Below are 23,196 nucleotides of genomic sequence, written 5' to 3'. Positions count from 1 at the left end.
GGCGATCACGGGTACGGCAGGCAGCGGAGGCCGGCCGCGGGGGATCGCCCCCGCGGCCGGGACCACGAGGAGGGCGGGCCCATGCTCGAAGGGCGGCGCAGCAGCACGTTCAGCAGGCTGCTGCGGCACGGGTTCACCGATCCGGCCGCGGCCGAACGGCTGCTGGACAGCCCGCAACTGACGGGCGTGCGCAACGACCTCGTCCTGCTGGAGGCGCTCGGCGCCACCGCGGACCCCGACCTCGCCCTGCTCGGCCTGGTCCGGCTCGCGGAGGCGCTGGACGACGCCGAGCGGCACACCCTGCTGGACACCCTGATCACCGCCAAGCCGCTGCGCGACCGGCTGCTGGGCGTGCTGGGAGCCTCGGAGGCCCTCGGCGACCACCTCGCCCGGCACCCGCGCGACTGGCACTCCCTGGTCACCTACGAGTCCACCGACCTGCACCCGGGCGTCACGGACTTCGAACTCGCGCTGCGCGACGGCATGGCCGCCGTGACGCGGCAGACGGGCGCCACCGCGCAGAACGCGCTGCGCGCCGCCTACCGCCGCTGCCTGCTGGCGATCGCCGCCCGTGACGTGTGCGGCACCAGCGGACTGGCCGAGACCGCGGGCGAGCTGGCCGACCTCGCCACCGCCACCCTGCGCGCCGCGCTCGCCATCGCGACGGAGGAGGCCCCCGCGGACGCCGCCGCCTGCCGCCTCGCCGTCATCGCCATGGGCAAGGCCGGCGGCCACGAGCTGAACTACGTCTCCGACGTGGACGTCATCTTCGTGGCCGAGACCCCCGACGGCGTGGAGGAGCCCGCCGCGCTCCAGGCCGCCACCCGGCTGGCCGCCCGCATGATGCGGGTCTGCTCGGAGACCACCGCCGAGGGCCGGATCTGGGACGTCGACGCCAACCTGCGCCCCGAGGGCAAGAACGGCCCGCTGGTGCGCACCCTGACCAGCCACCTCGCCTACTACCGGCGCTGGGCCAAGACCTGGGAGTTCCAGGCGCTGCTCAAGGCACGCCCGGTCGCGGGCGACGACGAACTCGGCGCCGCCTACCTGGACGCGGTCACCCCGATGGTCTGGCAGGCCGCCGACCGCGAGCACTTCGTCACGGACGTGCAGGAGATGCGCCGCCGGGTCGTGGACAACATTCCCGCCGCGCACGTGGACCGGGAACTGAAGCTGGGCCCCGGTGGTCTGCGCGACGTGGAGTTCGCGGTGCAATTGCTCCAGCTGGTGCACGGCCGCACCGACGCCTCACTGCGCAGCGGCACCACGCTGACCGCGCTGCGGCAGCTCGCCGAGGGCGGCTACGTGGGACGGGCCGACGCCGCCTCGCTGGACGCCGCCTACCGCTTCCTGCGCTCGATGGAGCACCGCATCCAGCTGTACCGGCTGCGCCGCACCCACCTCGTGCCCGAGGACGAGGCCGACCTGCGGCGGCTCGGCCGGTCGCTGGCCCGGGTCTGCGGCTGGGGCCGCGGCGTGGACCCCGTCGAGCGGCTGGGCCGGGAATGGCGTCGGCACGCGAGGGAGGTGCGGCGGCTGCACGAGAAGCTGTTCTACCGCCCGCTGCTGGACGCCTTCGCCCAGCTGGAGCCCGGCGCGGTACGGCTGAGCCCCGACGCCGCCCGCCAGCGCCTGGAGGCCCTCGGCTACCAGGACCCGGCCGCCGCGCTGCGCCACCTGGAGGCGCTGGCGTCCGGCGTCAGCCGCAAGGCCGCCATCCAGCGCACGTTGCTGCCGGTGATGCTCGGCTGGTTCGCCGACTCCGCCGACCCCGACGCGGGGCTGCTGGGCTTCCGCAAGGTCTCCGACGCTCTCGGCCGCACCCCCTGGTACCTGCGGCTGCTGCGCGACGAGGGCGCCGCCGCGGAGAACCTGGCCCGGGTGCTGTCCGCCGGGCGGCTCGCCCCCGACCTGCTGCTGCGCGCCCCCGAGGCGGTCGCGCTGCTCGGCGACCCCGAGGGCCTGCGCCCGCGCGGCCTGACCGCGCTGTGCCAGGAGGTCCGCGCCGCCGTCAGCCGCGCCGGTGACGCCGAGGCCGCGGTGACCGCGGTGCGCGGGGTGCGGCGCAGGGAGCTGTTCCGTACCGCCGCAGCCGACCTCACCGGCGCGTTCCACCCCGAGCAGGACCCCGGAGCGGCCGTGGACGCGGTCGGGACGGCGGTGTCCGACCTGACCACCGCCACCGTCGCCGGAGCCCTCCAGGCGGCCGTCCACGCGGTCGGCGGGGGCGATCCGCTGCCCACCCGGATCGCGGTCATCGGCATGGGCCGCTTCGGCGGTCACGAGCTGGGCTACGGCTCCGACGCCGACGTGCTCTTCGTCCACGAACCGCTCGACGGCGTGGCCGAGCCCGACGCCTCCCGGGTCGCGCTGAAGGTCGTCAACGAACTGCGCAGGCTGTTGCAGATCCCGACCGCCGACCCGCCGCTGATCATCGACGCCGACCTGCGCCCCGAGGGCAAGAGCGGCCCCCTGGTGCGTTCCCTCGCCTCCTACGCCGCGTACTACCGGCGCTGGTCGCTGGGGTGGGAGAGCCAGGCGCTGCTGCGTGCCGAGCCCGCCGCGGGCGACGAGGAGCTGGCGGCGCGCTTCCTGGAGCTGGTCGACCCGCTGCGCTACCCGGCGGACGGCCTCACCGACGAGGCGGTGCGTGAGATCCGCCGTCTGAAGGCCCGCATGGAGGCGGAACGGCTGCCGCGCGGCGCCGACCCGACCACCCACACCAAGCTGGGCCGCGGCGGGCTGTCCGACGTCGAGTGGACGGTGCAGCTGCTCCAGATGCGGCACGGCCGCGAGATCACCGGCCTGCGCACCACCCGTACCCGCCAGGCGCTGGCCGCCGCGCACGAGGCGGGCCTGGTCGACGCCGAGGACGCGGCGACGCTGGACGAGGCGTGGGTGCTGGCCACCCGGGTGCGCAACGCGGTGATGCTGGTGCGCGGTCGCCCCGGCGACACCTTCCCCGGCGACGGGCGCGAACTGGCCGCCGTCGGCCGTCACCTCGGCTACGGCCCGGGCCGGGTCGGGGAGATGCTGGACGACTACCGCCGCACCACCCGCAGGGCACGCGCGGTCGTGGAGCGGCTGTTCTACGAGTACGAGGCGTAGGGGGCGACGAGGAGGCGTGGCGACCTGCCTGCCGAGGCGCGGCGAGGGCTTACGCGGCTGCCTTGGCCCGTCGCTCGCGCCGGGGTTCGTCGCCCTGCGGCACCTGCTGGGGCAGCCGGTAGGTCAGCCTCCCGTAGACCAGGTAGGAGACCCCGAAGCCGACCGCGAGGCAGACGACGCCGCCACAGGCGTCCAGCCAGAAATGGTTGGCGGTGGAGATGATCACGACCAGGGTGGCCACCGGGTACAACAGGCCGAGCACCTTCGCCCACAGCGGCTTCGCCAGCATCGCGATGGTGATGCCGCACCACAGTGACCAGCCGATGTGCATCGACGGCATCGCCGCGTACTGGTTGGACACGTGGGACAAGTCGCCCGACGCCATCGAGCCCCACGTGTGGTGGACGGCGACGGTGTCGACGAAGTCGCCGCCGGTCATCAGCCGCGGCGGGGCCAGCGGGAAGAAGTAGAAGCCGACCAGGGCGAATCCGGTGGTGACGAAGATGGTGAGGCGGGCCGACGCGTACCGGCCGGGATGCTTGCGGAACAGCCAGACCAGCACACCTATCGTCATGATGAAGTGCAAGGTGGCGTAGTAGTAGTTCATCCCCACGATCAGCCACGTCACCGAGTTCATCGCGTGGTTGATGCTGTCCTCGACGTTGATGCCGAGGTGGGTCTCCAGGTTCCACACCTGGTGCGCGTGGCGCATCGCGGCGGCGGCCTGCTCGGGAACGGCGTTGCGGACCAGGGAGTAGACCCAGTAGCTGACGCCGATCAGGAGGATCTCGAACCACAGGCGCGGTCTGCGCGGCCTGCGGACCCAGGAGACGAAGACACGTCCCTGCCCGGCGCGGCTGCCCTCACGCTCGGTCTGATCGGTTCCATCGACGTCGATGGAACCGGACGAACGCGGAGGGACGGTCGTGCGGCCTTCCAGGATCTTCGTCGGTTCCCCCATAGGAGAACAGTCTGCCAGATGGCCCCGCCGCCCCGATCATCCCCCGGTCGGGTCTTCGACATCCCGAGTACTCCTCCAGGCCGGCTCGAGGTCGGGATCGGCGAGGCCGCGGCACGGTGGTGACGGGCCGGGAGCGCCCCGGCCGTCCTCGGACGCCCCTTCACGGCAGCCGGGAGACGAGTGTGGCCGCAGAGTTCAGCGGTACCGCTGAACGGGTGAATCGGCGGCCCTCCCAGGCCGACGGCCCGCCTCAGGCCGACCGCCCCTCAGGCAGGCCACCCCCTCAGGCCGGCCACCCTCTCAGACGGACCACCACACCGTGGTGTCCGCCGGGAGCACGAACCCCTCCCCGGCGTCCCCCGCCTCCTCCAGGTACGCGCTGGCCAGCAGCACCTTCCCGTACGAGGGCACCCGCAGCGGCGCCCCCGTCACGTTGACCGCGCAGACGAACGAGCCGTCCGTCGCGTCCCTGCGGAAGGCCAGCACCCCCGCGGGGGCGTCCAGCCAGGTCACCGACGAGCCCGCGCCGAGCGCCGGGTGGGCTCGCCGGTGCGCCAGCGCCGCCCGGTAGAACTCCAGCGTGGAATCCGGGTCGCCGCTCTGCGCGGCCACCGTGAGCTTCACCCAGCCCTCCGGCTGCGGCAGCCAGCTCGGCCCGCCCGGCCTCGGCCCGAAACCGTACGGGGGCCGCTCGCCGGACCACGGCAGCGGCACTCGGCAGCCGTCCCGCAGGCCGTCCTGGCCCGCGCCGCGGAAGAACGCCGGGTCCTGCCGCGCCTCGTCCGGCAGCTCGGTGACCTCGGGCAGTCCCAGCTCCTCGCCCTGGTAGAGGTAGGCCGACCCCGGCAGCGCCAGCATCAGCAGGGTCGCCGCCCGCGCCCTCCGCAGGCCCAGTGCCGGGTCGCCGCCGCCGAGCCGGGTGGGGTGCCGTACGACGTCGTGGTTGGACAGCACCCACGTCGCGGGCGCCCCCACCTCGGCCATCGCCCCGAGCGAGTGGTCGATCACCTCGCGCAGCGCGGTCGCGTCCCAATCGGTGGTCAGATAGGCGAAGTTGAACGCCTGGTGCAGCTCGTCCGGGCGCAGGTACAGGGCGCTGCGCTCGACGGTCGGCGTCCACGCCTCGGCGACGGCGATCCGCTCGCCCTCGTAACCGTCGAGGATCCGCCGCCAGTCGCGGTAGATCTCGTGCACCCCGTCCTGGTCGAAGAACGGCAGCGGCTTGGTGCCCAGCAGCTTCAGCTGCTCGCTGTGCCCGATGTCGGGCAGGCCGGCCGCCTTCACCAGGCCGTGCGCCACGTCGACGCGGAAGCCGTCCACACCCAGATCGAGCCAGAAGCGCAGGACGGAACGGAACTCCTCGCGCACCGCCTCGTGCTCCCAGTCGAAGTCGGGCTGCTCGGCGGCGAACAGGTGCAGGTACCACTCGCCCGCCGAGCCGTCCGGTTCGGTCACCCGGGTCCACGCCGGGCCGCCGAAGAGCGACTCCCAGTCGTTGGGCGGCAGTTCGCCCCCGGCGCCCTTGCCCGGCCGGAAGTGGAACCGCTCACGCATCGGAGACCCCGGGCCCTCGGCGAGCGCCCGGCGGAACCACTCGTGCCGGTCGGAGCAGTGGTTCGGCACCAGGTCCACGATCACCCGCAGCCCCAGCGCGTGCGCCTCGCGGATCAGCTCGTCCGCGTCGGCGAGGGTGCCGAACATCGGGTCCACCGCGCGGTAGTCCGCCACGTCGTAGCCCGCGTCGGCCTGCGGCGAGGCGTAGAACGGCGAGAGCCACACCGCGTCGACACCCAGCCGCCGCAGGTAGGGCAGCCGGTCGCGCACGCCGGGCAGGTCGCCCATGCCGTCGCCGTCGGAGTCGGCGAAGCTGCGCGGATAGACCTGGTAGATCACCGCGTCCCGCCACCAGTCGGCGCGTCGCGCGGCATCGCGTTCCTGGTCGGCGGGGGAGGGGACGTGGGCGAGGTGGTGACCGGTCATGTCGTCCTGTCCGTCGTGGTCCGTCGTGGCCGCCGCGGCTGTCGTGTCCGGGCGGTCCGTGGCGTGGCAGTACGAAGGCGGGCGGCCGCGTCACCGGGGACGTGGCGCGGCCCGTGGGCGTCGTCGCCCGTCGCGCCGGCGGGCTGTGCCTCACCGCGGCGCGCCGGGCGTCACTTCAGCGCGTCGAGCGTGCCGCCCGTCGTCAGCCGCCCGGTGAGCTCCGCTTGGGTGGTCTGCCGGGCCGGAACGACCAGGGTACGGGTCGGCGAGGTGGAGCGCGGACCGCCGGTCGCGGTGAGCGAGGCGACCTCGGGGCTGCCCGCGCCCAGCAGGTACCAGCGCCCGTCGCGCGCCTTCCACAGCACGCCCGACAGCACGCCGGGCTGGAGCGGGCCGCACGCGGCGGTGGACCGGGCGCTCGCCGAGACCGCGGCGGGGGTGTCCGGCGCCGAGCCCGGCGGCAGGAACTGCACGAGGACGTGGTCGTCGCCCGACCAGTCGTCGGCGCGGGTGCACAGCCACTGCGCGGTGCCCGCGCCGTCCGGCAACGGCTGGTCGGCGAAGGCCCAGGTGTTCACCGTACGGACGCCCTCACCGCGCACCGAGGCCAGACGGCACGCGGAGTGCGCCCAGGCGGCCGTCGCGTCGGCGCTCGTCGCCTCGGCGGGCACCGCGCCGCGACCCGTGGCGTACGTGAGGTGGGCGGGGGCGAGGTCGCCGAGGTCGGTGAGGACGAACGGCGCGAGTCCCGGCACCCCGGCCCTCGGGGTGAGCCGGATCGCGGGCCAAGTGGCGCCCGCCGTGCCGCAGTTGGCGTCGGTCGCCGCCTGCGCCGAGGGCACCGGGTCCGTCACGCCGTCGGCGGCACGGTGGATCGCCTGAGGGGCGGCCGAGGGGGACAGCAGATCGCGCAGGGAGACCCCGGAGATCCAAGGGGCGGTCAGATAGCTGGCGTTGCCGTCGGAACGGGCGAGCACCACCGCCGACGCGGACGCCCCCAGCGCGCCGTCCACCCGGGCGAAGTCCAGCGCCGTACCGCTGCCGCCGTCCAGCGGCTCCGCGTACCGCACCAGGCGCACCCCGTCGTAGAGCAGCACGATCGCGGCGCCGTCCACGTCGCCTGCGAACAGCAGCCGGGGCGGGGCGGCCGGCGGCGTGCTCGGGGTGCCGGCGGTCGCCGAGACGTGCACCGAGGCGCCGGGCCGCCCCCAGGCGGAGAGCGCGCGGCCGAGCAGCGCCTGGTCGCCGGTGCGGTCGCCGCGCGCGGGCCAGGAGGCGAAGTCCAGGCGGTCGGCGCGCTGCCAGGCGGTCGCGTCGGCGCGCAGCAGCGAGGCCGGATCCAGCGCCTGCGCCAGGGCGGCCTGCGCGGAGCCGGGCGGGCCGGAGGCCTCCGTGCCCCCGTCGCTCCCCGGCACCCCGAGCAGCGCGGCGGCGACCACCACCGCCAGCGCGGCCCCGACGCCCGCGCGCACGTGCTGCCGCCTGCGCACCAGATCGGTGGGCCGGGCCTGGAGCACGCAGGGGTCGAACTCGCCGGAGACCAGCAGCGAGGCGTTCACCCCGGACATCGCCGCGTCGCGCACCGCCCTCCTGGGCGCCGCCACCCCGGCCGACGCCAGCAGCCGCGCGGTGCTCTCCTCGTCCAGCCCCTCGACGCCGCGCAGCGCGAACGCGGCGCGGGCGGGCGCGTCCAGCCTGGCCAGCGCGCGGTCCAGCGCCAGTTCCTCCGAGCCGCCCGCCCTGGGAAACAGCCGCAGCCCGATCACCCGTGGCGGCACCGGCACGGCGTTGCCCGCCGAACGGGCCCACCGGCGCCAGCCGTCGACCCGGTCCGCGCGGGCCAGCGCGCCGCGCAGCGTCGCCAGCCGGACGACCGCGTACGCCGGGTCGGTGCCCGCCTCCACCACCTCGGGCACCCGCCGCCCGCGCGGCAGGGAACGCTGGGCTACGCGGTGGGCGAGCAGGACACGACGGTGCCGTCCGAGCCGCGCGGACAGCGTCAGGTACGCGATCCGCACCAGGCGCGGATAGTGCTCGACGAGCGCCGCCTCGGCGTCGTCCACCTCCACTGGCGGAAGCGAGGTCACGTCGGCTGCGGGGGCAGAGGTCGCTTGCGTGTCCACACCGCGTCAAACGAGTGGTTCATGCGATGGTCACCCCGCGCCGGACAACGGCCGGGGGCGCGCGGAAGCACGTGAGGACGCGCCCCCTTGGGCCGGGACACGGGTCCCGCTGCCATACTCACCGGCGTCCCGGGCGCGACCGTGTCCGGTGCGGTACCACGGGGGAGGGGCGGATGCCGGGTTCGAAGCAGGCGACGGCCGTGACCGTCATGGCGTCGCGTCGGGGCTGGAAGCGGCTGCTGCGCGTGCTGCCCAGGATCGTGCTCGTGGTGGTCGGCGCGGTGGTCTTCGCCCCCGGCACCGACGAGAGCCTCGACGCCGACATCGCCAACCTCTGGCTCGCGGCGGCGCTGCCCGTCTGGTGGCTGGCGCTCACCCTGTCGCTGTGGCGAGCGCCGGAACGCGGCCTGCCCGACGTGCTGCGCTTCCGGCGCAGGCACCGCAGGGTGTGCTGGCGGCTGTCGGCGCTGCTGCTGCTCGGCGCCTGCCTCGCGCTGCTGACGAACGCGTACTGCACCTGGAAGGCGGACTCCGACGTCCCGCTCACCGTCTGGGAGCAGTACAGCCGTTACGCGTCACACGCCGGGACCACCGGTGTGTGGCTGCTGTGCCTGTCGCCGCTGCCCGGGCTGCTGGACCCGCTGGTGTGGCGGCTGTGGCCGGCGCCGCTGCGGCACGCGGTGCGCCGCGCCCGCGCCGCCGAGGCCCTGGCGTCCCCCGGCCGTTACCCGCGCCCGGTGCCGTTCGATCCCGACCGGGGCGCGGTGGGCCGACCGGAACCGCTCGGCGAGGACGACGGCCGCCGGGGCCCGAGCCTCATCCCGGTCTCGGTGCGGCTGAGTCGCGACTCCACCTCCCGAGGCGTCGAACTGCGCTGGAACGGCGCGACGTTGACGCTCCACCACCAGGGCCACGATCCGGTGCGCCTGCCGGTCGCGCCGCGCGACGACGTGCTGCCGGGCGAGCCGCTGCCCCGGCCGGTCGCCGAGGTCGTCTGGTACGACGAGCAGCACAACGCGGTCGCCACCCGCACCCCGACGCCCTACCACTGGCGGGGACGCGACACGGAGGTCCTGTTCCTCGACGCCGACGGCCGCCGTCTGGGCACGGTGAGCCGCGTCCTGGACGACTGGCAGGCGGTCGCCAGGGTGGCCCGGGCGGCGGGCGTCCCCTTCGCCGCCTACGACCTGGGCTACGCCGCCGAGGACGAACCCCGAGCCGCCTCCCGCCTGTTCCCGAGGGACGGGCGGCAGTTGACGGTGCGGGCGGAGTGAGCCGTGCCCGACCGGCCGCGGTGGGCGTGGTGCCGGGGCCGATGTCTCAGAAACGTCTGCGGGAGAGTACGGAGGTGGGCTCGTACTGGCCCACGTCCTCGATGTCGCCGAGGTACGGGCGCAGTTCCGCCAGGTACGCGCGGAAGTACGGGCCGCCCCTGAAGCCCTGCTCGTGGTCCTCCACCGACGCCCACCCGACGCGCAACGTGTAGCGGTCCGGTTCCTCGACGCCGCGCGTCAGCTCGTAGCCGAGGCACTGCGGTGCCAGGTCGAGCTGTTCGGCCGCCGCGTCGCACGCCTTCTCGAAGGCGATGCGGCGCTCGTGGTCCGGTATGCGGTAGCGGATGTACTCGACGATCATCGAGAGCCCCTCTTCGGCTTCGGCCGTGCGCGGCGCTGGCTGCCTCCCACACCAGGACGTTACGGCCGATCCCGCCCCACGTCGCGGGTAGTGGCGCCCTCTTTCCCCTTCGGCGCGCCAATTGAGCCCGCACGCTCCGGCGTGCGCCGGGAAAAACGGGAGAATACAGCTATTCCCGTAATGACCGGATAAGCGCACAATGGTGGTGCGGCCCCGCGTCCCCCGTGACGCGGTCAACCAAGTGCGCATGTGAAGGAGATGAGTCGTATGGCCGGCGACGTCTCGCACCACGCAGGTGACATCACGAGCCATCCCGACGTGTCGGAGATGCGGGAACGGTATGCCCGCGTGGTCAGCAGCCGGGGTGAGGTGGCCGTCGACGGGCTGGTGGTCCTGGCCGGTCTGTACTGCGCCATATCGGCGTGGACGGTCCACTTCTCCAGCTCCCGTCCCGACCTCATGATCAACAACCTCGTCATCGGCCTCGCGGTGGCCCTGATCGGCGTCGGCCTGAGCATGGCGCCCGATCGCATGCGAGGGCTGAGCTGGGCGACCGCCGCGATGGGGGTCTGGCTGATCATCTCGCCGTGGACGGTCACCAGGTTCCCGGACAAGGGGATCATCTGGAACAACGTGGTGATCGGCGCGGTCATCTGCCTGCTGGGCATGGCCGCCGCGGTGACGGTGATGCGCAACAGCCGCACGACCGGCACCTGACCGCCCCCGAACCGCCCGCCCGCGCACATGCGACTGGGGTGCGCGGGCGGCGCACGTCCGGGGGGTGGTGCCCGTCCGGCGCGTTCGGGGGCGACGCATGTCCGGGGGCGGCGCGCGGTCGGCGCGTTCTGGGGTCGTGCCCCTCCGGGGTGGCTCACCCGCGTTGTCCACAGGCCTTGACAGCCGCTCGCGGGGCTGGATTACTTGATCTCGCGAAGGCAGACCGAATGGTCGGTCGGTGTGCCGTGCACGCTGCGCGAGGGTGGTGAGACGCATGACGCGAGCCGTGGACCCCGAAGCCGGGCCCGTCAGGGCGATGTTCGACGCCGACGAGGCGTCGCGCGGGCTGGGGATCGAGCTGCTGACCGCGGCGGCCGGCGAGGCCACGCTGCGCATGACCATAGGCCCCGCCATGGTCAACGGGCACGGCATCGCCCACGGCGGCTACCTCTTCCTCCTCGCGGACACCGCCTTCGCCTGCGCCTGCAACAGCCACGGCCCGGTCACCGTGGCCGCCGCCGCGGACATCGACTTCGTCGCCCCCGCGAGACTCGGCGACGAGCTGCTGGCCACCGCCCGGGAGCGCACCCGGTCCGGCCGCAGCGGCATCTACGACGTGAGCGTGACACGCGGCGACGAGGTGATCGCCGAGTTCCGCGGCCGCAGCCGTGCGATCAGGGGTGGCGAACCACGATGACCAGCACCGGACCGACGACCGCGGCCCCCGAGGACGCCCCCGCGCCCCGGCCGCTCGGCGACCCCCTCCCCGCCGACCTGCTCGACGACGGCGAGCGCCTCACCCGCGACGAGCTGCGCGCCCTCCAACGGGAGCGCCTGCGGGCCACGTTGCGCCACGCGTACGACAACGTGGAGATGTACCGGCGCAAGTTCGACGCCGCAGGGGTCACGCCCGACGACCTGCGGACGCCGGAGGACCTGGCCCGCTTCCCGTTCACCACCAAGGCGGACCTGCGCGACCACTACCCGTTCGGCACCTTCGCCGTGCCGATGGCCGACGTCCGCCGCATCCACGCGTCCTCCGGCACCACCGGCCGCCCCACCGTCGTCGGCTACACCGACGGCGACCTGTCGCGCTGGGCCGACCTGGTGGCCCGCAGCATCCGCGCGGCGGGCGGGCGCCCCGGCCACAAGGTCCATGTCGCCTACGGATACGGCCTGTTCACCGGCGGCCTCGGCGCGCACTACGGCGCCGAGCGCGCGGGTTGCACGGTCATCCCGGCCTCCGGCGGCATGACCGCGCGCCAGGTGCAGCTCATCCGGGACTTCGAGCCCGAGATCATCATGGTCACGCCCTCCTACATGCTCACGCTGCTGGACGAGTTCGAGCGCCAGGGCGTGGACCCGCGCGACAGTTCGCTGCGCGTCGGCATCTTCGGCGCCGAGCCGTGGACCGAGCGGATGCGGCGCGAACTGGAGGACCGTGTCGGCCTGCACGCGGTCGACATCTACGGGCTGTCCGAGGTGATGGGCCCGGGCGTCGCCCAGGAGTGCGTGGAGACCAAGGACGGCCTGCACATCTGGGAGGACCACTTCCTGCCCGAGGTGGTCGACCCGGTGACGGACCAGGTGCTGGCGGACGGCGACTCCGGCGAGCTGGTGCTCACCACGCTCACCAAGGAGGCGATGCCCGTCATCCGCTACCGCACCCGTGATCTGACACGGCTGCTGCCCGGCACGGCGCGGCCCGCGTTCCGCCGGATGGAGAAGGTCACCGGCCGCAGCGACGACATGATCATCCTGCGCGGTGTCAACGTCTTCCCCAGCCAGATCGAGGAGATCGTGCTGCGCACCCCCGGGGTCGCCCCGCACTTCCAGCTCCGGCTGATCCGGCACGGCCGGCTGGACCACCTGACCGTACGCGTCGAGGCGCGGCCCGGCTGCGCCGCGGACCGGCGTGCGGACGCGGCACGCGAGATAGCCAGGGCGGTCAAGGACGGCGTCGGGGTGAGCGTGGAGGTCGTCGTGGAGGACCCGGAGTCCCTGGAGCGTTCGGTCGGCAAGATCCGCCGCATCGTCGATCTGAGGACGCAGGCTTAGGCGTTCACGGTCGGGCAGACCAAGTCCGCTTAGTCATGCGGAAGTTGGGTGGCCCGCAGCGGCCCGCAGTGGTTCGCAGTTGGGTGGCCCGCATGGGGCCGCGCGCCGAGCCGGTGCCGACCAGCGCGGTCCGTCGCTTTCCGCCATGCCCCCGACTGCCGCCAGAAGGGCGGGAGTTGGGCAGCCTTTCAGGATTTCATATGAGTCCACCGAATTTCCAGCGCGTCATGGAATGTTAGCTGGATGGTTGCCTCGCTGATATCTACGCGCGTTTAGCTACTCGCGACCGCCACGAGGCGCGGTCGTCCGCGAGCGCAGCCCAGCGTGTGGAGTGTCCAGGCATGTCACAGGAAGCGACGACGACCGGATCCGGAGCGTCAACGCCCCCGGAACGGAGGGGGCACGGCCGCGCGGCCGTGCCCCCCGGGAAGGCTTCGGCGCAGGCCCGCCGGGGCGGGGCTCCCGGCGAGGACGGAGCGGCCGGAGCGGCCGGAGCCGAACGCGCCGAGGCCACGGGTCCTGCCGAAGGCTCCGCCCACCCCGACCCCGCCGACGCGTCCGAACACCCCGACGCCGCGAGCAGCCGGACCTCCGCCGACGTCGCCGTCAGTCCCGACCGCCCGAGCCCCTGGGTCCGCGGCAAGCGCGTGCGTCGCGTGCGTCGCGTCCGTCGTGTGCGGGAGAGTCCGATGGGGTGGCTCTACACGGCCCCGGCGCTCGCCGTCTTCGCCGTGTTCACCATCGGCCCCACCGCGTACACCCTCTACATCAGCTTCTTCCACTGGAACACGCTCAACGCGGCGATGTCCCGCTACATCGGGCTCGCCAACTACCGCAGCCTGCTCGGCCACAGCACCCCGAGCTTCCTGACCGGCGCCTGGCACTCGCTCTACTTCACCGCGGGCACGGTCATCGGCGGCACCGCCCTGTCGCTGGCGCTCGCGCTGCTGCTGCAACGCGGCGGGCGGCTGATGAGCGCGTCCCGGGTGGCGATCTTCGCGCCCTACGCGACGCCCGTGGTGGCCACCTCGCTCGCCTGGGTCTGGATCTTCAACCCGCAGTTCGGCCTGGCGGACGCCGTGCTGAAAGCCGCGCACCTGCCGCAGCCGCTGTGGCTCCAGTCGGCGTCCTGGGCGATGCCCTCGGTGATCGTCTACAGCCTGTGGCACGAAGTCGGCTTCACCGTCGTGCTGTTCCTCGGCGGACTCGCCGTCATCTCACCCGAACTCGGCGAGGCGGCCCGCGTCGACGGCGCGACCGCCTGGCAGGAGTTCTGGCACGTCACCTGGCCCCAACTGCGCCCGGTCACCGCGTTCGTGGTGATCATCACCAGCATCACGTCGTTGCAGGCGTTCACCCAGTTCTACGAGATGAGCCAGGGCGGTCCGGTCTACGCCACGACCACCTTGAGCTATCTCGTCTACCAGGAGGCGTTCGTCTTCTTCGACACCGGCTACGGGGCCGCGCTGGCGCTGGTGCTGTTCGTGGTGATCGCCGGGTTCACGCTGCTGCAACGCCGCACCACCAGCCGCATCGCCGCGGCGGCCTGACCGCGCGGGCGGCCCCCATGCCACCCGCGCGCACCCCCGATCCCCGTACGGCGCCCACCCCTTCGCCGTACGCCCACCCTCCGTACGTCCCCCGTGAGAAAGGCCCACCCATGCGCTCCCACGCCTCACGTCGCCGCCGTACCACCACCACGTTGCTCGCCGCGGGGACCGCGCTGGCCGCCACGTTCACCGTGGCCGGCTGCGGTTCCTCCGGCCAGGGCGGCACCTCCGCCGACGGCACCACGACCATCACGTTCATGGAGACGATGGCCGCCAGCACCCAGAAGACCACCTTGGAACAGCTCACCAGCGCCTTCGAGAAGGCCAACCCCAAGATCAAGGTGAAGCTGGAGGTCGAGCCGGACTACGCGACGCTCTACGCGAAGGAGACCGCCGCCGTCTCCGCCGGGAACGCGCCCACCATCGGGCAGGTCTACCCCGACTGGGCCGCCACGTTCGCCAAGAGCCAGGTGATCCTGCCGGTCAGTTCCTTCGCGGGCAGCTCCACCCCCGCGCAGCTGTCCGGCTTCTACGCGGGCGTGAAGAACGAGCTGTACCTGCCGGACGGCAAGCTGTGGCTGTGGCCGTTCAACAAGAGCGTCGAGGTGATGTTCGACAACCCGGCGCTGCTGAAGGCCAAGGGGCTGTCGTACCCGACGACGTGGGACCAGTTCGCCACCGTCGCGCAGAAGGTCTCCGGCGGCGGTGTCACCGCGATATCCGTCGACCCGGGCACCGCGTCCGGCCCCGGCGCGGGCACCACCTGGCTGGAGACGCTCGACTACGCGTACGGCGGGGCGCCGTTCGCCAAGGACGGCTCGCCGCAGTTCACCGCCCCGACCATGGTCAAGGCACTCGGCTACCTCGCGGGCCTGAAGAAGTCCGGCGCGCTGGCGCTGGGCACCGACTACCCGGGGGAGACCGCGCTCGCCGCGAAGAAGGGCGCGTTCGACGTGTCCACCAGCGCGGGCTACTACTACGAGGGCCAGGCGGTCGGCGGCAAGTTCGCCCTGGGCACCCAGGACCTGCCGGCCGGCCCCGCGGGCAAGGCCAACATCCTCACCGGCACCGACCTGACGATGTTCGCGAGCGCGTCGAAGGCGCAGCAGAACGCCGCGTGGAAGTACATGCAGTACCTCACCGAGCCCGCCCAGCAGGCGACGTGGGCCGCGGGCACCGGCTACCTGCCCGTCACCGCGAAGGCGCTGCCGGACATGTCCGCGTACGTGTCCAAGAACCCGTGGGTGACCGGCGCCGTGAGCGCGTTGCAGTACGCCAAGTCCGAGCCGCCGTACGGCTGGATCGAGAAGTCGGAGGGCGCGCTGGCCGTCGCGATCCAGGACGTGGTGGACAAGGGCGCGGACCCGGCGAGCGCGCTGGCCGACGCGCAGCGCACCGCGCAGGCCGCGAAGGCGGCGGGATGACGACCCCGGCGAACGGCGGATCCGGCGGCGGCGCGCCCACCGCGCGCGCCGCCGGGCGCCCCGGCCCGAGCACGGCCCGCGCCGTCCGCGCCCCGCGCGCCGTCCGCGCCCCGCGCGCCGTCCGAGCCTCCCGCGCCCCCCGCCCTGTCCGCTTTCCCGCGCGTCCCGGAGACCGCCGGAGCCGCCGGGTCCTGCGGAGCGCGCTCGTGGTGGTCGTCTCGCTGGTGTTCCTGCTGCCGTTCTACTACGTGGCCGTCGCCTCGCTGAACCGGGCCAGTGACAACGGCTCGCTCGCCGCGATCCTGCTGCCGCACTGGCACTTCGACAACTACCGCAGGGCGTGGGACGCGGCGCCGTGGATGCGGCTGTTCCTCAACACGCTGCTGATCGCGAGCGCCACCGCCGCGCTGGCGCTCGCCACCTCGCTGCTGGCCGGATTCGCCTTCGGGCTGATGCGGTTCCGGGGCAGGAACATGCTGTTCGGGCTGGTCATGGCGGTGCTGATGATCCCCGGTACGGTACTGATCATCCCCGACTACCTGATCGCCAAGGACATCCACTGGCTGGACACCTACTGGATCCAGATCGTCCCGTGGGGCGCGAGCGTCTTCGGGATCTTCCTGGTCCGGCAGTTCTTCGCCGGGCTGCCCGAGGAGATCTTCGACGCCGCCGAGCTGGACGGCGCCTCGCGGCTGCGGATGTTCTGGTCGATCGGCGTCCCGCTGGTCCGCCCGGCGATCGTGATCATCCTCATCAACGTCTTCCTCGCCACCTGGAACTCCTTCCTGTGGCCGTTCCTGATGACCAGCAGTCCCGGTGTGCAGCCGGTGGAGGTCGGCCTCGCGGCGTTCGCCGGGACCGACGGCACCGACTACACCGGTCTGTCGGCGGCGGTGGTGTTCACCACGGTGCCGGTGCTGGCCTTCTTCCTCGTCCTGCAGCGCCAGTTCATCACCGGCGCCATGTCCACCGCCGGAGGCGTCCGTGGCTGAACCCCGTCCGCAGGCCGCGTCGCTCGTCCTGGTGACCGACTTCGACGGCACCCTCTACCGCGGCGACGCGCCCATCCGCCACTACGCGGCCCACGCCGCCCGCGCCCTGCCGGCGACCGCCCGCACCGCCATGCTCGCCGCGGTCGACCGCTACCTGGAGCTGGGTTCGCCGACCGCCGCGCTGCGTTCGGCGAACCCGGCCGAGGCGGACGTGCTGCGCCGGGCCATCGACGGCTGGGACGTGGTCGCCCAACTCGGCCTGCGCGTGCACGCGTTGACGTTGGACACGCTGAACGCCGCGTTCGACGCCACCCGCGTCCACATGGCGACGGACGCGTGCGATCTCGAGGTGCCCGGCGGCTACCGCGACCTGCTGACCGCACTGCGCGGCGGGGGGGTGCGGGTGGTGCTGGCGACCAACAGTCCGGCCGCGGGCCTGGACACGCTGCTCGACCGGCTGGAACTGCGCCCGTTGCTGAGCATGGTCGTCTCCTCCACCGCCAAGCCGGAGGGCCTGCGCAGGCTGCTGCGGGCCGAGTTGGGCCCGGGCGTCGACGGCGGCCCCGCGTCCGGCGCGGTCGGCGAGAACCACCCCACCCGGGAGCCCGGCGCGCTCTTCGCCGTCGGCGACCACTGGACCAACGACATCGAGCCCGCGGCCGAACTCGACGTCCCCACCGGCTACATCGACCGCTTCGGCCGCGCGGACGGCCCGGCCACCGCGATCGCGCCCGACATCGAGGGCCTGCTGCCCGCACTGCGCGCCTGGGCGGGTCTGGACACCACGTCCGCGTCGCGGAACACCACGAAGGAGCTGACCCCATGGTCCTGATCGAGTTCTGGGGCGGACTCGGCGTCATCGGCGGAAGCAAGATCACCATCCGCGACGGCGGCCACCGGGTGATGCTCGACATCGGCATGGACATCCCGTCCGGCGCCGACCTGTTCCGGCTGCCCGTACGGCCGCGCCCGGGACGGGAGTTGGCGGACCGGCTGCGGATGGGGGCGGCGCCGCGCGTGCCGGGACTCTTCGACCCCGCCGTGCTGGCGGAGGGCGACCCGCTGGCCGCGCCCGCCGAACCCACCTCCGTCTTCGTCAGCCACCCGCACATCGACCACGTCGGCCTCGCGGGCTGGGTGCGCCCCGAGACCCCGGTGTACGCGCACACCGACGCCGTGGACGTGCTGCGCGCGCTGGACGCCTCGGGCCAGGGGCTGCCCGGCGGCGACCCCGACTGGCGGCGGCTGACGGCGGGGGAGCAGGTCACCGTGGGCCCGATGCGGGTGGAGTGCGTGCCGGTCGACCACGACGTGCCCGGCGCGTCCGGCTACCTCGTGCACACCAGCGGCGGCACGCTCGCGTTCACCGGCGACATCCGCTTCCACGGGCGGCACCCGGAGCGTTCCTGGGCGTTCGCCGACCGCGCCGCCGCGTGCGACGTGCTGGTGACCGAGGGCACCACGCTGGGCTGGGACATGACCGGGCCGGTACGGACCGAGGACGACGTGGCACGCGACTTCGCCGCGGCGCTGGCAGAGACCCCCGGGCTGGTCCTGCTCTCGCTCTACCCGCGTGACGTCGAACGCGTCCACGAGTTCCTGGCGCTGGCGAAGGACGCCGGGCGCACGGTGCTGTGGCCTGCCCGAGTCGCCGCGTTCCTGCGGGAGTTGGGGGTGGCCGACGTGGCGGAAGGGCTGCCGCAGGGCGACCCCGGCGGCTACGTGGTCGTGCCCGACCCGGACGACCTGCCCGCGCTGCTCGACCTGCCGGTCGGCCCCGGGCGGCCGGACAGCGTCTTCGTGCACGCCAACGGCGAACCGCTCGGCCCCTTCGAGCCGCGCTGGGCGCCGTTCACCGACTGGCTCGCGGCGCTGTCGGTCCCGCTGCGGCAGATCGGCTGCTCCGGCCACGCCACCCAGGACGACCTGCACGTCCTGCTGGAGCGCACCCGTCCGCAGGTGCTGTTCCCCATCCACACCACGGCCCCGACCCGGCTGCACCCGCCGACCGGGACGACGCGGGTGATCGCGCAGTACGGGGTGGCGTACGGCATGGACGGCCGGGAGGTCTGAGGCGGGGCCCCTCCGGGGGTCGGGGCGGCCGGGCGCCGTCCGTGCCGCGGTCCGGGGCGCGCCCTGGCGTCCCCTCAGGGCAGCAGCACGAGCCGTGTCCCGCTGGGCAGTTCGGCGTCCCACGCGCGCTGGACGTCGGACAGGGGCGCGGTGGCGGTGGCCGCGTGGAGGCCGGCGGACGGCAGCAGTGCGACCAGTTCGCGCAGCGCGGCGTCCATCCGGTCCGGTGCGACCGAGCCGAGGCCGCTGCCCCGGAACTCCACGGCGGTCTTGCGCAGGGTCGCGGCCGGCAGCGTGATGGTGGGCCCCGCGGTGGCGCCGACGTGCACCCAGCGCAGGGGGTGGGCGCTGTCGCGGCGGGCGGAGGTGAGGGCGGCGAGGGCGAGTTCGGCGGGGCGGCCCCAGACGTAGTCGACGACCACGTCGACGTCGGCGGCGGCCTTCGCCACGGCGGCGGTGAGGTCGTCGTCGGGGGCGGACAGGGAGACGGTGCGGTCGGCGCCGATCGCGGTGAGCCGGCCGAGGGCGTCGGCGTCGCGGCCCGCGGCGACCACCTCGGCGGCGCCGAGGTGCCGGGCGAGCTGGACGGCCATGCGGCCCGCGCTGCCGGTCGCGCCCAGCACCAGGACCGACTCGCCTGCCCGCAGGCCCGCACGGTCGCGCAGCGCCAGCCACGCGGACATCGCCGGGTTCATCAACGCGGCGACGGCGACCGGGTCGAGCCCGTCCGGAAGCGGGACGAGGGCGCGTTCGGGAACGGCGACGCGCTCGGCCATGCTGCCGTTGCCGCCGGAGCGGCCCGCGAAGTAGGCGAGTGTGCCGTCCGGGGTGCGCCCGACCCCGTCGAAGCCCGGCACCAACGGCAGGGCGCCGTCGCTGGTGTAGTGCCTGCCCGAGGCCACCGACCGCACCAGCGGATGCAGCCCCGCGGCCACCACGTCGACGATCACCTCGCCGGGGGCGGCCTCGGGGTCGGGAAGGGACTCGTAACGGGGCGCTTCCCCGTAGGCGTGGACGACGGCGGCATGCATGGCGGGACTCCTAGGGCGTTTGCATCGCGTTAGTACGTCACCCATACTGTTCGTGTAACGAACTTTACGCAAGTGTGCGCCCGCGCGAACGGAGCCCTCACGTATGACGCCCTCGCAGGCCCGGGCTCTGGCCGACCGCCTGGTCCCGTTGTCGTTCCTGATCCAGTCCGTCTTCGACCGCGCCTGCGCGGACCACGACACGGCCCCCGCCCAGGCCAGACTCCTGGGCGTCCTCCAGGGCCGCACCCCGTTGATGGCGGAGCTGGCGAGGCTGCTGGGCGTGGAGAAGTCCAGCCTGACGGGCCTGATCGACCGAGCCGAACGCAGGGGCCTGGTCCGCAGGGTCCCCACCCCAGGCGACCGGCGGGCGACGCGCATCGAACTCACCCCGGAGGGCCGCAGAGTCGAAGCCGCCTTCCGCGAAACGATCGCGGCCCGCATGGCAACCCTGACAAGCCCCCTCCCACCCGCCGCCCAGCATCAACTCATCCCACTCCTGGACGCGTTGCTCCCGACCCCGGAGGACGCCTGACCGGATCGTCGGCCCGGCCTCGCTGTCCGCCCTCCGTCACTCGTGGTGGTAGCGGCATTGCGCGATGAGAACGGTGTCCTCGGTGGCCTTGTAGGCCAGTCGGTGCTCATCAGTGATGCGGCGCGACCAATAGCCCTGGAACCCGTGCTCGAGCGGCTCCGGTTTGCCGATGCCCTCGTTGCCGTTCCGGGCGATGTCCGCGACCAGGGTGTTGATCCGCTTGAGGACCTTGCGGTCCTGGAGCTGCCACCACAGGTAGTCCTCCCACGCCCGGGAGGCGAACGTGATCTTCACTCCTCGGTCGCCAGGTCGCGCACCGTGCCGCCGCCGTTCTCCAGCTCCTCGATGGATGCGAGCAGCCGACGGGCGTTCGCGGGGCTCCGCAGGAGGTAGGCCGTCTCCTTGAGGGACTCGTAGTCGGCCAGCGAGACGATGACGACGGGATCGTGTCCGGCCCTGGTGATGACGACTTCTTCGCGGTCGTCATTGACGGAGTTGAGTACCTCGGCGTAGCGCGCACGGGACTCGGAATAGGTCATCGTCTTCATGACGCGCCCCCCTCTCTTGTACAAGAAACTGTGCGCAAGTGGTGACCGAGCCGCAAGCGCTGCCGCCGCGGGCCCTGATCGCGGCGTGGTCAGGTGTGAGCTGATCACCGAGGGCAGGCCCGTCTCGGCGGTACGGCTGACCGGCAGGCTCTTCGGCGACTTCACCTCCACACTGAAGCGCTGAGCCGGGCAATGAGACGGCCGTGGGCCGTGCCCCCCACCTCGGAGGAGCACGGCCCACGGCCCACGAACGGCGGCGGGTCGGAGCGGATGCCCGCTCCGACCCGCGGCGATCCTAGATGTCGAAGTACAGCTCGAACTCGTGCGGGTGCGGGCGCAGCTGCATCGGGGCGATTTCGTTGACGCGCTTGTAGTCGACCCAGGTCTCGATCAGGTCCTGGGTGAAGACGCCGCCCTGGAGCAGGTACTCGTGGTCCGCCTCGAGGGCGTCGAGGACCGCGGGGAGGGAGGTCGGGACCTGCGGGACGCCCGCGTGCTCCTCGGGGGCCAGCTCGTAGAGGTCCTTGTCGACCGGCTCGGCGGGCTCGATCTTGTTCTTGATGCCGTCCAGACCCGCCAGCAGCAGGGCCGAGAAGGCCAGGTACGGGTTGGAGGACGGGTCCGGGGCGCGGAACTCGATGCGCTTGGCCTTCGGGTTGGCACCGGTGATCGGGATGCGGATCGCGGCCGAGCGGTTGCGCTGCGAGTAGACCAGGTTGACCGGGGCCTCGAAGCCGGGGACCAGGCGGTGGTAGGAGTTCACCGTCGGGTTGGTGAACGCCAGCAGCGACGGGGCGTGCTTGAGGATGCCGCCGATGTAGAAGCGGGCGGTGTCGGACAGGCCCGCGTAGCCCTGCTCGTCGTAGAAGAGCGGGGAGCCGCCCTGCCACAGCGACTGGTGGCAGTGCATGCCGGAGCCGTTGTCGCCGAAGATCGGCTTGGGCATGAAGGTGGCGGTCTTGCCGTTGCGCCAGGCGACGTTCTTCACGATGTACTTGAAGAGCATCAGGTCGTCCGCGGCGGCCAGCAGCGTGTTGAACTTGTAGTTGATCTCCGCCTGGCCCGCGGTGCCGACCTCGTGGTGCTGGCGCTCGACCTTCAGGCCGGCCTTGTCCAGCTCCAGGGAGATCTCCGCGCGCAGGTCGGCGAAGTGGTCGACCGGCGGGGCCGGGAAGTAGCCGCCCTTGTAGCGGACCTTGTAGCCGCGGTTGTCCTCCAGCGCGCCGGTGTTCCAGGCGCCCGCCTCGGAGTCGATGGCGTAGAACGACTCGTTGGACTTGGTGTCGAACCGCACGCTGTCGAAGACGTAGAACTCGGCCTCGGGGCCGAAGTACGCGGTGTCGGCGATGCCGGTGGAGGCGAGGTAGGCCTCCGCCTTCTTCGCCACGTTCCGCGGGTCACGGCTGTACTGCTCGCCGGTGATCGGGTCGTGGATGAAGAAGTTGATGTTGACCGTCTTGTCCTTGCGGAACGGGTCCACCCGGGCGGTCGACAGGTCGGCGCGCAGAGCCATGTCGGACTCGTGGATGGCCTGGAAGCCGCGGATCGAGGAGCCGTCGAAGGCGAGGTCCTCGGTCGGGTCGAAGGCCTCGACCGGCACGGTGAAGTGCTGCATCACGCCCGGCAGGTCGCAGAAGCGGACGTCGACGAACTTCACGTCCTCGTCCCGCAGGAACTTGTTGGCCTCGTCGGCGTTCTGGAACATCCAACTCCTCCTCGCCCGGGCCGTGCGGCACGGGGTTGCTCGGCAGCGCGGCCAGTGCGGTGGCGCCCTGTGGTGCCGACCCTAGGAAGCGGGCATTTCCCAAGCATGACCCATTTGTTTCGCAGACGTTAACCGGGCACGCGGGAGACCGTGCGAATGATGACCGGGGGCCGGGGGAGTGGCCCGGAGCCGTCGCAGTACCGTTGTCGGGTGGACAAACGGGAAGCTTTGGGATCGTGGATCTCCGGACCGCGCGCGGCGGCCGAGCAGATGGGCGCCGACTTCGGTTACCGCGGTGAGCGCCTCGGCCTTCCGAAGGAGGGGCCGGGGTCGGTCGCCCCGGTCGGGCGGCGGGTGGCCGCGCTCTTCATCGACTGGGCGCTGTGCCTGCTGATCGCCTACGGCCTGCTGTCGCACGGCAGCACGACCGCGGCCAACAACTGGACCTTCGCGATCTTCGGCGTGGTCAGCGTGCTGACCCTCGCCACGGTGGCCTGCACGCCCGGCAAGCGCATCATGCGGCTGCGGCTGGTACGGGTGGACGGGCAGCGCCTCGGGCCGCTCGCCGTCGTCGTGCGCACCGTCCTGCTGCTCCTGGTCGTCCCCGCCGCCGTCTGGGACCGCGACACCCGCGGCCTGCACGACAAGGCGGTGGGCGCGGTCCAGGTCCGGATGTGAGGGCACCCCGCGTGTGATGCGCAAGAGTGAGAGGGGTGGCGGGGCCGTGCGGCCCCGCCACCCCTCTCGCGTCACGCGGAA

The 23,196-nt window shown here is 73.1% G+C and carries 20 protein-coding genes; 12 read left to right on the top strand and 8 right to left on the bottom strand.

Features of this window, described 5'->3' with window-relative positions; translation table 11 throughout:
* Nucleotides 1-81 precede the first annotated feature (81 nt).
* Nucleotides 82-3,108 carry a bifunctional [glutamine synthetase] adenylyltransferase/[glutamine synthetase]-adenylyl-L-tyrosine phosphorylase gene (locus tag K7472_RS15715; RefSeq protein WP_222978382.1) on the top strand — a complete coding sequence of 1,009 codons (3,027 nt, stop codon included), beginning with the start codon at nt 82-84 and terminating at the stop codon, nt 3,106-3,108.
* Between the two features lie 49 nt (nt 3,109-3,157).
* Here the strand turns inward: K7472_RS15715 and K7472_RS15710 are convergent, their stop codons facing one another.
* The 3 genes from K7472_RS15710 to K7472_RS15700 all read right to left on the bottom strand — a co-directional run bounded on the left by K7472_RS15710 (nt 3,158) and on the right by K7472_RS15700 (nt 8,118).
* Nucleotides 3,158-4,069 (bottom strand): phosphatase PAP2 family protein, encoded by a 912-nt coding sequence (locus K7472_RS15710; protein WP_222978381.1) that lies wholly within the window; start codon nt 4,067-4,069, stop codon nt 3,158-3,160.
* 300 nt (nt 4,070-4,369) lie between these two features.
* A complete protein-coding gene (locus tag K7472_RS15705; RefSeq protein WP_222978380.1) occupies nt 4,370-6,049 on the bottom strand; it encodes a glycoside hydrolase family 13 protein in 1,680 nt (559 codons plus the stop codon).
* Between the two features lie 170 nt (nt 6,050-6,219).
* Nucleotides 6,220-8,118 (bottom strand): hypothetical protein, encoded by a 1,899-nt coding sequence (locus K7472_RS15700; RefSeq protein ID WP_308013931.1) that lies wholly within the window; start codon nt 8,116-8,118, stop codon nt 6,220-6,222.
* A 227-nt stretch (nt 8,119-8,345) separates the two neighbouring features.
* Here K7472_RS15700 and K7472_RS15695 point away from each other — a divergent pair, with 227 nt between their 5' ends.
* Nucleotides 8,346-9,446 carry a hypothetical protein gene (locus tag K7472_RS15695; protein WP_222978378.1) on the top strand — a complete coding sequence of 367 codons (1,101 nt, stop codon included), beginning with the start codon at nt 8,346-8,348 and terminating at the stop codon, nt 9,444-9,446.
* Between the two features lie 46 nt (nt 9,447-9,492).
* On the opposite strand, the gene K7472_RS15690 is transcribed toward K7472_RS15695, so the two are convergent.
* Nucleotides 9,493-9,807, bottom strand: coding sequence for a putative quinol monooxygenase (locus tag K7472_RS15690; RefSeq protein ID WP_109450518.1), 315 nt, complete (start codon nt 9,805-9,807; stop codon nt 9,493-9,495).
* A 267-nt stretch (nt 9,808-10,074) separates the two neighbouring features.
* Between K7472_RS15690 and K7472_RS15685 the strand changes: the two genes are divergently transcribed.
* From K7472_RS15685 to K7472_RS15650, 8 genes are all read left to right on the top strand, one after another.
* Nucleotides 10,075-10,524: an SPW repeat protein gene (locus K7472_RS15685; protein WP_222978377.1), complete on the top strand. Its 450-nt coding sequence runs from the start codon at nt 10,075-10,077 to the stop codon at nt 10,522-10,524.
* A 274-nt stretch (nt 10,525-10,798) separates the two neighbouring features.
* A complete protein-coding gene (gene paaI / locus K7472_RS15680) occupies nt 10,799-11,221 on the top strand; it encodes a hydroxyphenylacetyl-CoA thioesterase PaaI (RefSeq protein ID WP_222978376.1) in 423 nt (140 codons plus the stop codon).
* Nucleotides 11,218-12,582: a phenylacetate--CoA ligase PaaK gene (gene paaK, locus K7472_RS15675; protein ID WP_222978375.1), complete on the top strand. Its 1,365-nt coding sequence runs from the start codon at nt 11,218-11,220 to the stop codon at nt 12,580-12,582. Before paaI ends, paaK begins: the two co-directional genes overlap by 4 nt.
* A 689-nt stretch (nt 12,583-13,271) precedes the next feature.
* Nucleotides 13,272-14,132 carry a carbohydrate ABC transporter permease gene (locus K7472_RS15670; RefSeq protein WP_222978364.1) on the top strand — a complete coding sequence of 287 codons (861 nt, stop codon included), beginning with the start codon at nt 13,272-13,274 and terminating at the stop codon, nt 14,130-14,132.
* Between the two features lie 110 nt (nt 14,133-14,242).
* Nucleotides 14,243-15,556 (top strand): extracellular solute-binding protein, encoded by a 1,314-nt coding sequence (locus tag K7472_RS15665; RefSeq protein WP_222978362.1) that lies wholly within the window; start codon nt 14,243-14,245, stop codon nt 15,554-15,556.
* Between the two features lie 206 nt (nt 15,557-15,762).
* Nucleotides 15,763-16,548, top strand: coding sequence for a carbohydrate ABC transporter permease (locus K7472_RS15660; RefSeq protein WP_222978360.1), 786 nt, complete (start codon nt 15,763-15,765; stop codon nt 16,546-16,548).
* Entirely contained in the window at nt 16,541-17,380 is an 840-nt protein-coding gene (locus K7472_RS15655) for an HAD family hydrolase (protein ID WP_222978358.1), read from the top strand. The genes K7472_RS15660 and K7472_RS15655 overlap by 8 nt, the downstream gene beginning before the upstream one ends.
* A complete protein-coding gene (locus K7472_RS15650; RefSeq protein ID WP_222978356.1) occupies nt 17,371-18,621 on the top strand; it encodes an MBL fold metallo-hydrolase in 1,251 nt (416 codons plus the stop codon). The genes K7472_RS15655 and K7472_RS15650 overlap by 10 nt, the downstream gene beginning before the upstream one ends.
* A gap of 74 nt (nt 18,622-18,695) precedes the next feature.
* Here K7472_RS15650 and K7472_RS15645 read toward each other — a convergent pair whose 3' ends face one another.
* Nucleotides 18,696-19,652: a quinone oxidoreductase family protein gene (locus K7472_RS15645; protein WP_222978354.1), complete on the bottom strand. Its 957-nt coding sequence runs from the start codon at nt 19,650-19,652 to the stop codon at nt 18,696-18,698.
* A gap of 103 nt (nt 19,653-19,755) precedes the next feature.
* Here K7472_RS15645 and K7472_RS15640 point away from each other — a divergent pair, with 103 nt between their 5' ends.
* Entirely contained in the window at nt 19,756-20,184 is a 429-nt protein-coding gene (locus K7472_RS15640; protein WP_222978352.1) for a MarR family winged helix-turn-helix transcriptional regulator, read from the top strand.
* Nucleotides 20,185-20,220: 36 nt separating this feature from the next.
* Here the strand turns inward: K7472_RS15640 and K7472_RS15635 are convergent, their stop codons facing one another.
* From K7472_RS15635 to glnA, 3 genes are all read right to left on the bottom strand, one after another.
* Entirely contained in the window at nt 20,221-20,478 is a 258-nt protein-coding gene (locus K7472_RS15635; protein WP_222978344.1) for a Txe/YoeB family addiction module toxin, read from the bottom strand.
* On the bottom strand, nt 20,475-20,732 hold the full coding sequence (locus tag K7472_RS15630; RefSeq protein WP_222978342.1) for a type II toxin-antitoxin system Phd/YefM family antitoxin: 258 nt from the start codon (nt 20,730-20,732) through the stop codon (nt 20,475-20,477). The genes K7472_RS15635 and K7472_RS15630 overlap by 4 nt, the downstream gene beginning before the upstream one ends.
* 295 nt (nt 20,733-21,027) lie before the next feature.
* Nucleotides 21,028-22,437, bottom strand: coding sequence for a type I glutamate--ammonia ligase (glnA, locus tag K7472_RS15625; RefSeq protein WP_222978340.1), 1,410 nt, complete (start codon nt 22,435-22,437; stop codon nt 21,028-21,030).
* Between the two features lie 210 nt (nt 22,438-22,647).
* On the opposite strand from glnA, the gene K7472_RS15620 reads away from it, so the two are divergent.
* Nucleotides 22,648-23,115 carry an RDD family protein gene (locus tag K7472_RS15620; protein ID WP_222978339.1) on the top strand — a complete coding sequence of 156 codons (468 nt, stop codon included), beginning with the start codon at nt 22,648-22,650 and terminating at the stop codon, nt 23,113-23,115.
* The last annotated feature ends 81 nt before the right edge of the window (nt 23,116-23,196 follow it).

This window comes from Streptantibioticus parmotrematis (genome assembly GCF_019890615.1).
GTDB lineage: Bacteria > Actinomycetota > Actinomycetes > Streptomycetales > Streptomycetaceae > Streptantibioticus_D > Streptantibioticus_D parmotrematis.
This window is presented reverse-complemented; position numbering and strand designations above follow the sequence as displayed.

Excerpts from the sequence above, each read along its gene's own strand:
- K7472_RS15630 (WP_222978342.1), bottom strand. The coding sequence starts at position 20,732 with ATGAAGACGATGACCTATTCCGAGTCCCGTGCGCGCTACGCCGAGGTA.
- K7472_RS15690 (WP_109450518.1), bottom strand. The coding sequence starts at position 9,807 with ATGATCGTCGAGTACATCCGCTACCGCATACCGGACCACGAGCGCCGC.
- K7472_RS15710 (WP_222978381.1), bottom strand. The coding sequence starts at position 4,069 with ATGGGGGAACCGACGAAGATCCTGGAAGGCCGCACGACCGTCCCTCCG.
- K7472_RS15665 (WP_222978362.1), top strand. The coding sequence starts at position 14,243 with ATGCGCTCCCACGCCTCACGTCGCCGCCGTACCACCACCACGTTGCTC.
- K7472_RS15685 (WP_222978377.1), top strand. The coding sequence starts at position 10,075 with ATGGCCGGCGACGTCTCGCACCACGCAGGTGACATCACGAGCCATCCC.
- K7472_RS15695 (WP_222978378.1), top strand. The coding sequence starts at position 8,346 with ATGCCGGGTTCGAAGCAGGCGACGGCCGTGACCGTCATGGCGTCGCGT.
- K7472_RS15670 (WP_222978364.1), top strand. The coding sequence starts at position 13,272 with ATGGGGTGGCTCTACACGGCCCCGGCGCTCGCCGTCTTCGCCGTGTTC.
- K7472_RS15715 (WP_222978382.1), top strand. The coding sequence starts at position 82 with ATGCTCGAAGGGCGGCGCAGCAGCACGTTCAGCAGGCTGCTGCGGCAC.
- glnA (WP_222978340.1), bottom strand. The coding sequence starts at position 22,437 with ATGTTCCAGAACGCCGACGAGGCCAACAAGTTCCTGCGGGACGAGGAC.
- K7472_RS15650 (WP_222978356.1), top strand. The coding sequence starts at position 17,371 with ATGGTCCTGATCGAGTTCTGGGGCGGACTCGGCGTCATCGGCGGAAGC.
- K7472_RS15645 (WP_222978354.1), bottom strand. The coding sequence starts at position 19,652 with ATGCATGCCGCCGTCGTCCACGCCTACGGGGAAGCGCCCCGTTACGAG.
- paaK (WP_222978375.1), top strand. The coding sequence starts at position 11,218 with ATGACCAGCACCGGACCGACGACCGCGGCCCCCGAGGACGCCCCCGCG.
- paaI (WP_222978376.1), top strand. The coding sequence starts at position 10,799 with ATGACGCGAGCCGTGGACCCCGAAGCCGGGCCCGTCAGGGCGATGTTC.
- K7472_RS15705 (WP_222978380.1), bottom strand. The coding sequence starts at position 6,049 with ATGACCGGTCACCACCTCGCCCACGTCCCCTCCCCCGCCGACCAGGAA.
- K7472_RS15640 (WP_222978352.1), top strand. The coding sequence starts at position 19,756 with ATGACGCCCTCGCAGGCCCGGGCTCTGGCCGACCGCCTGGTCCCGTTG.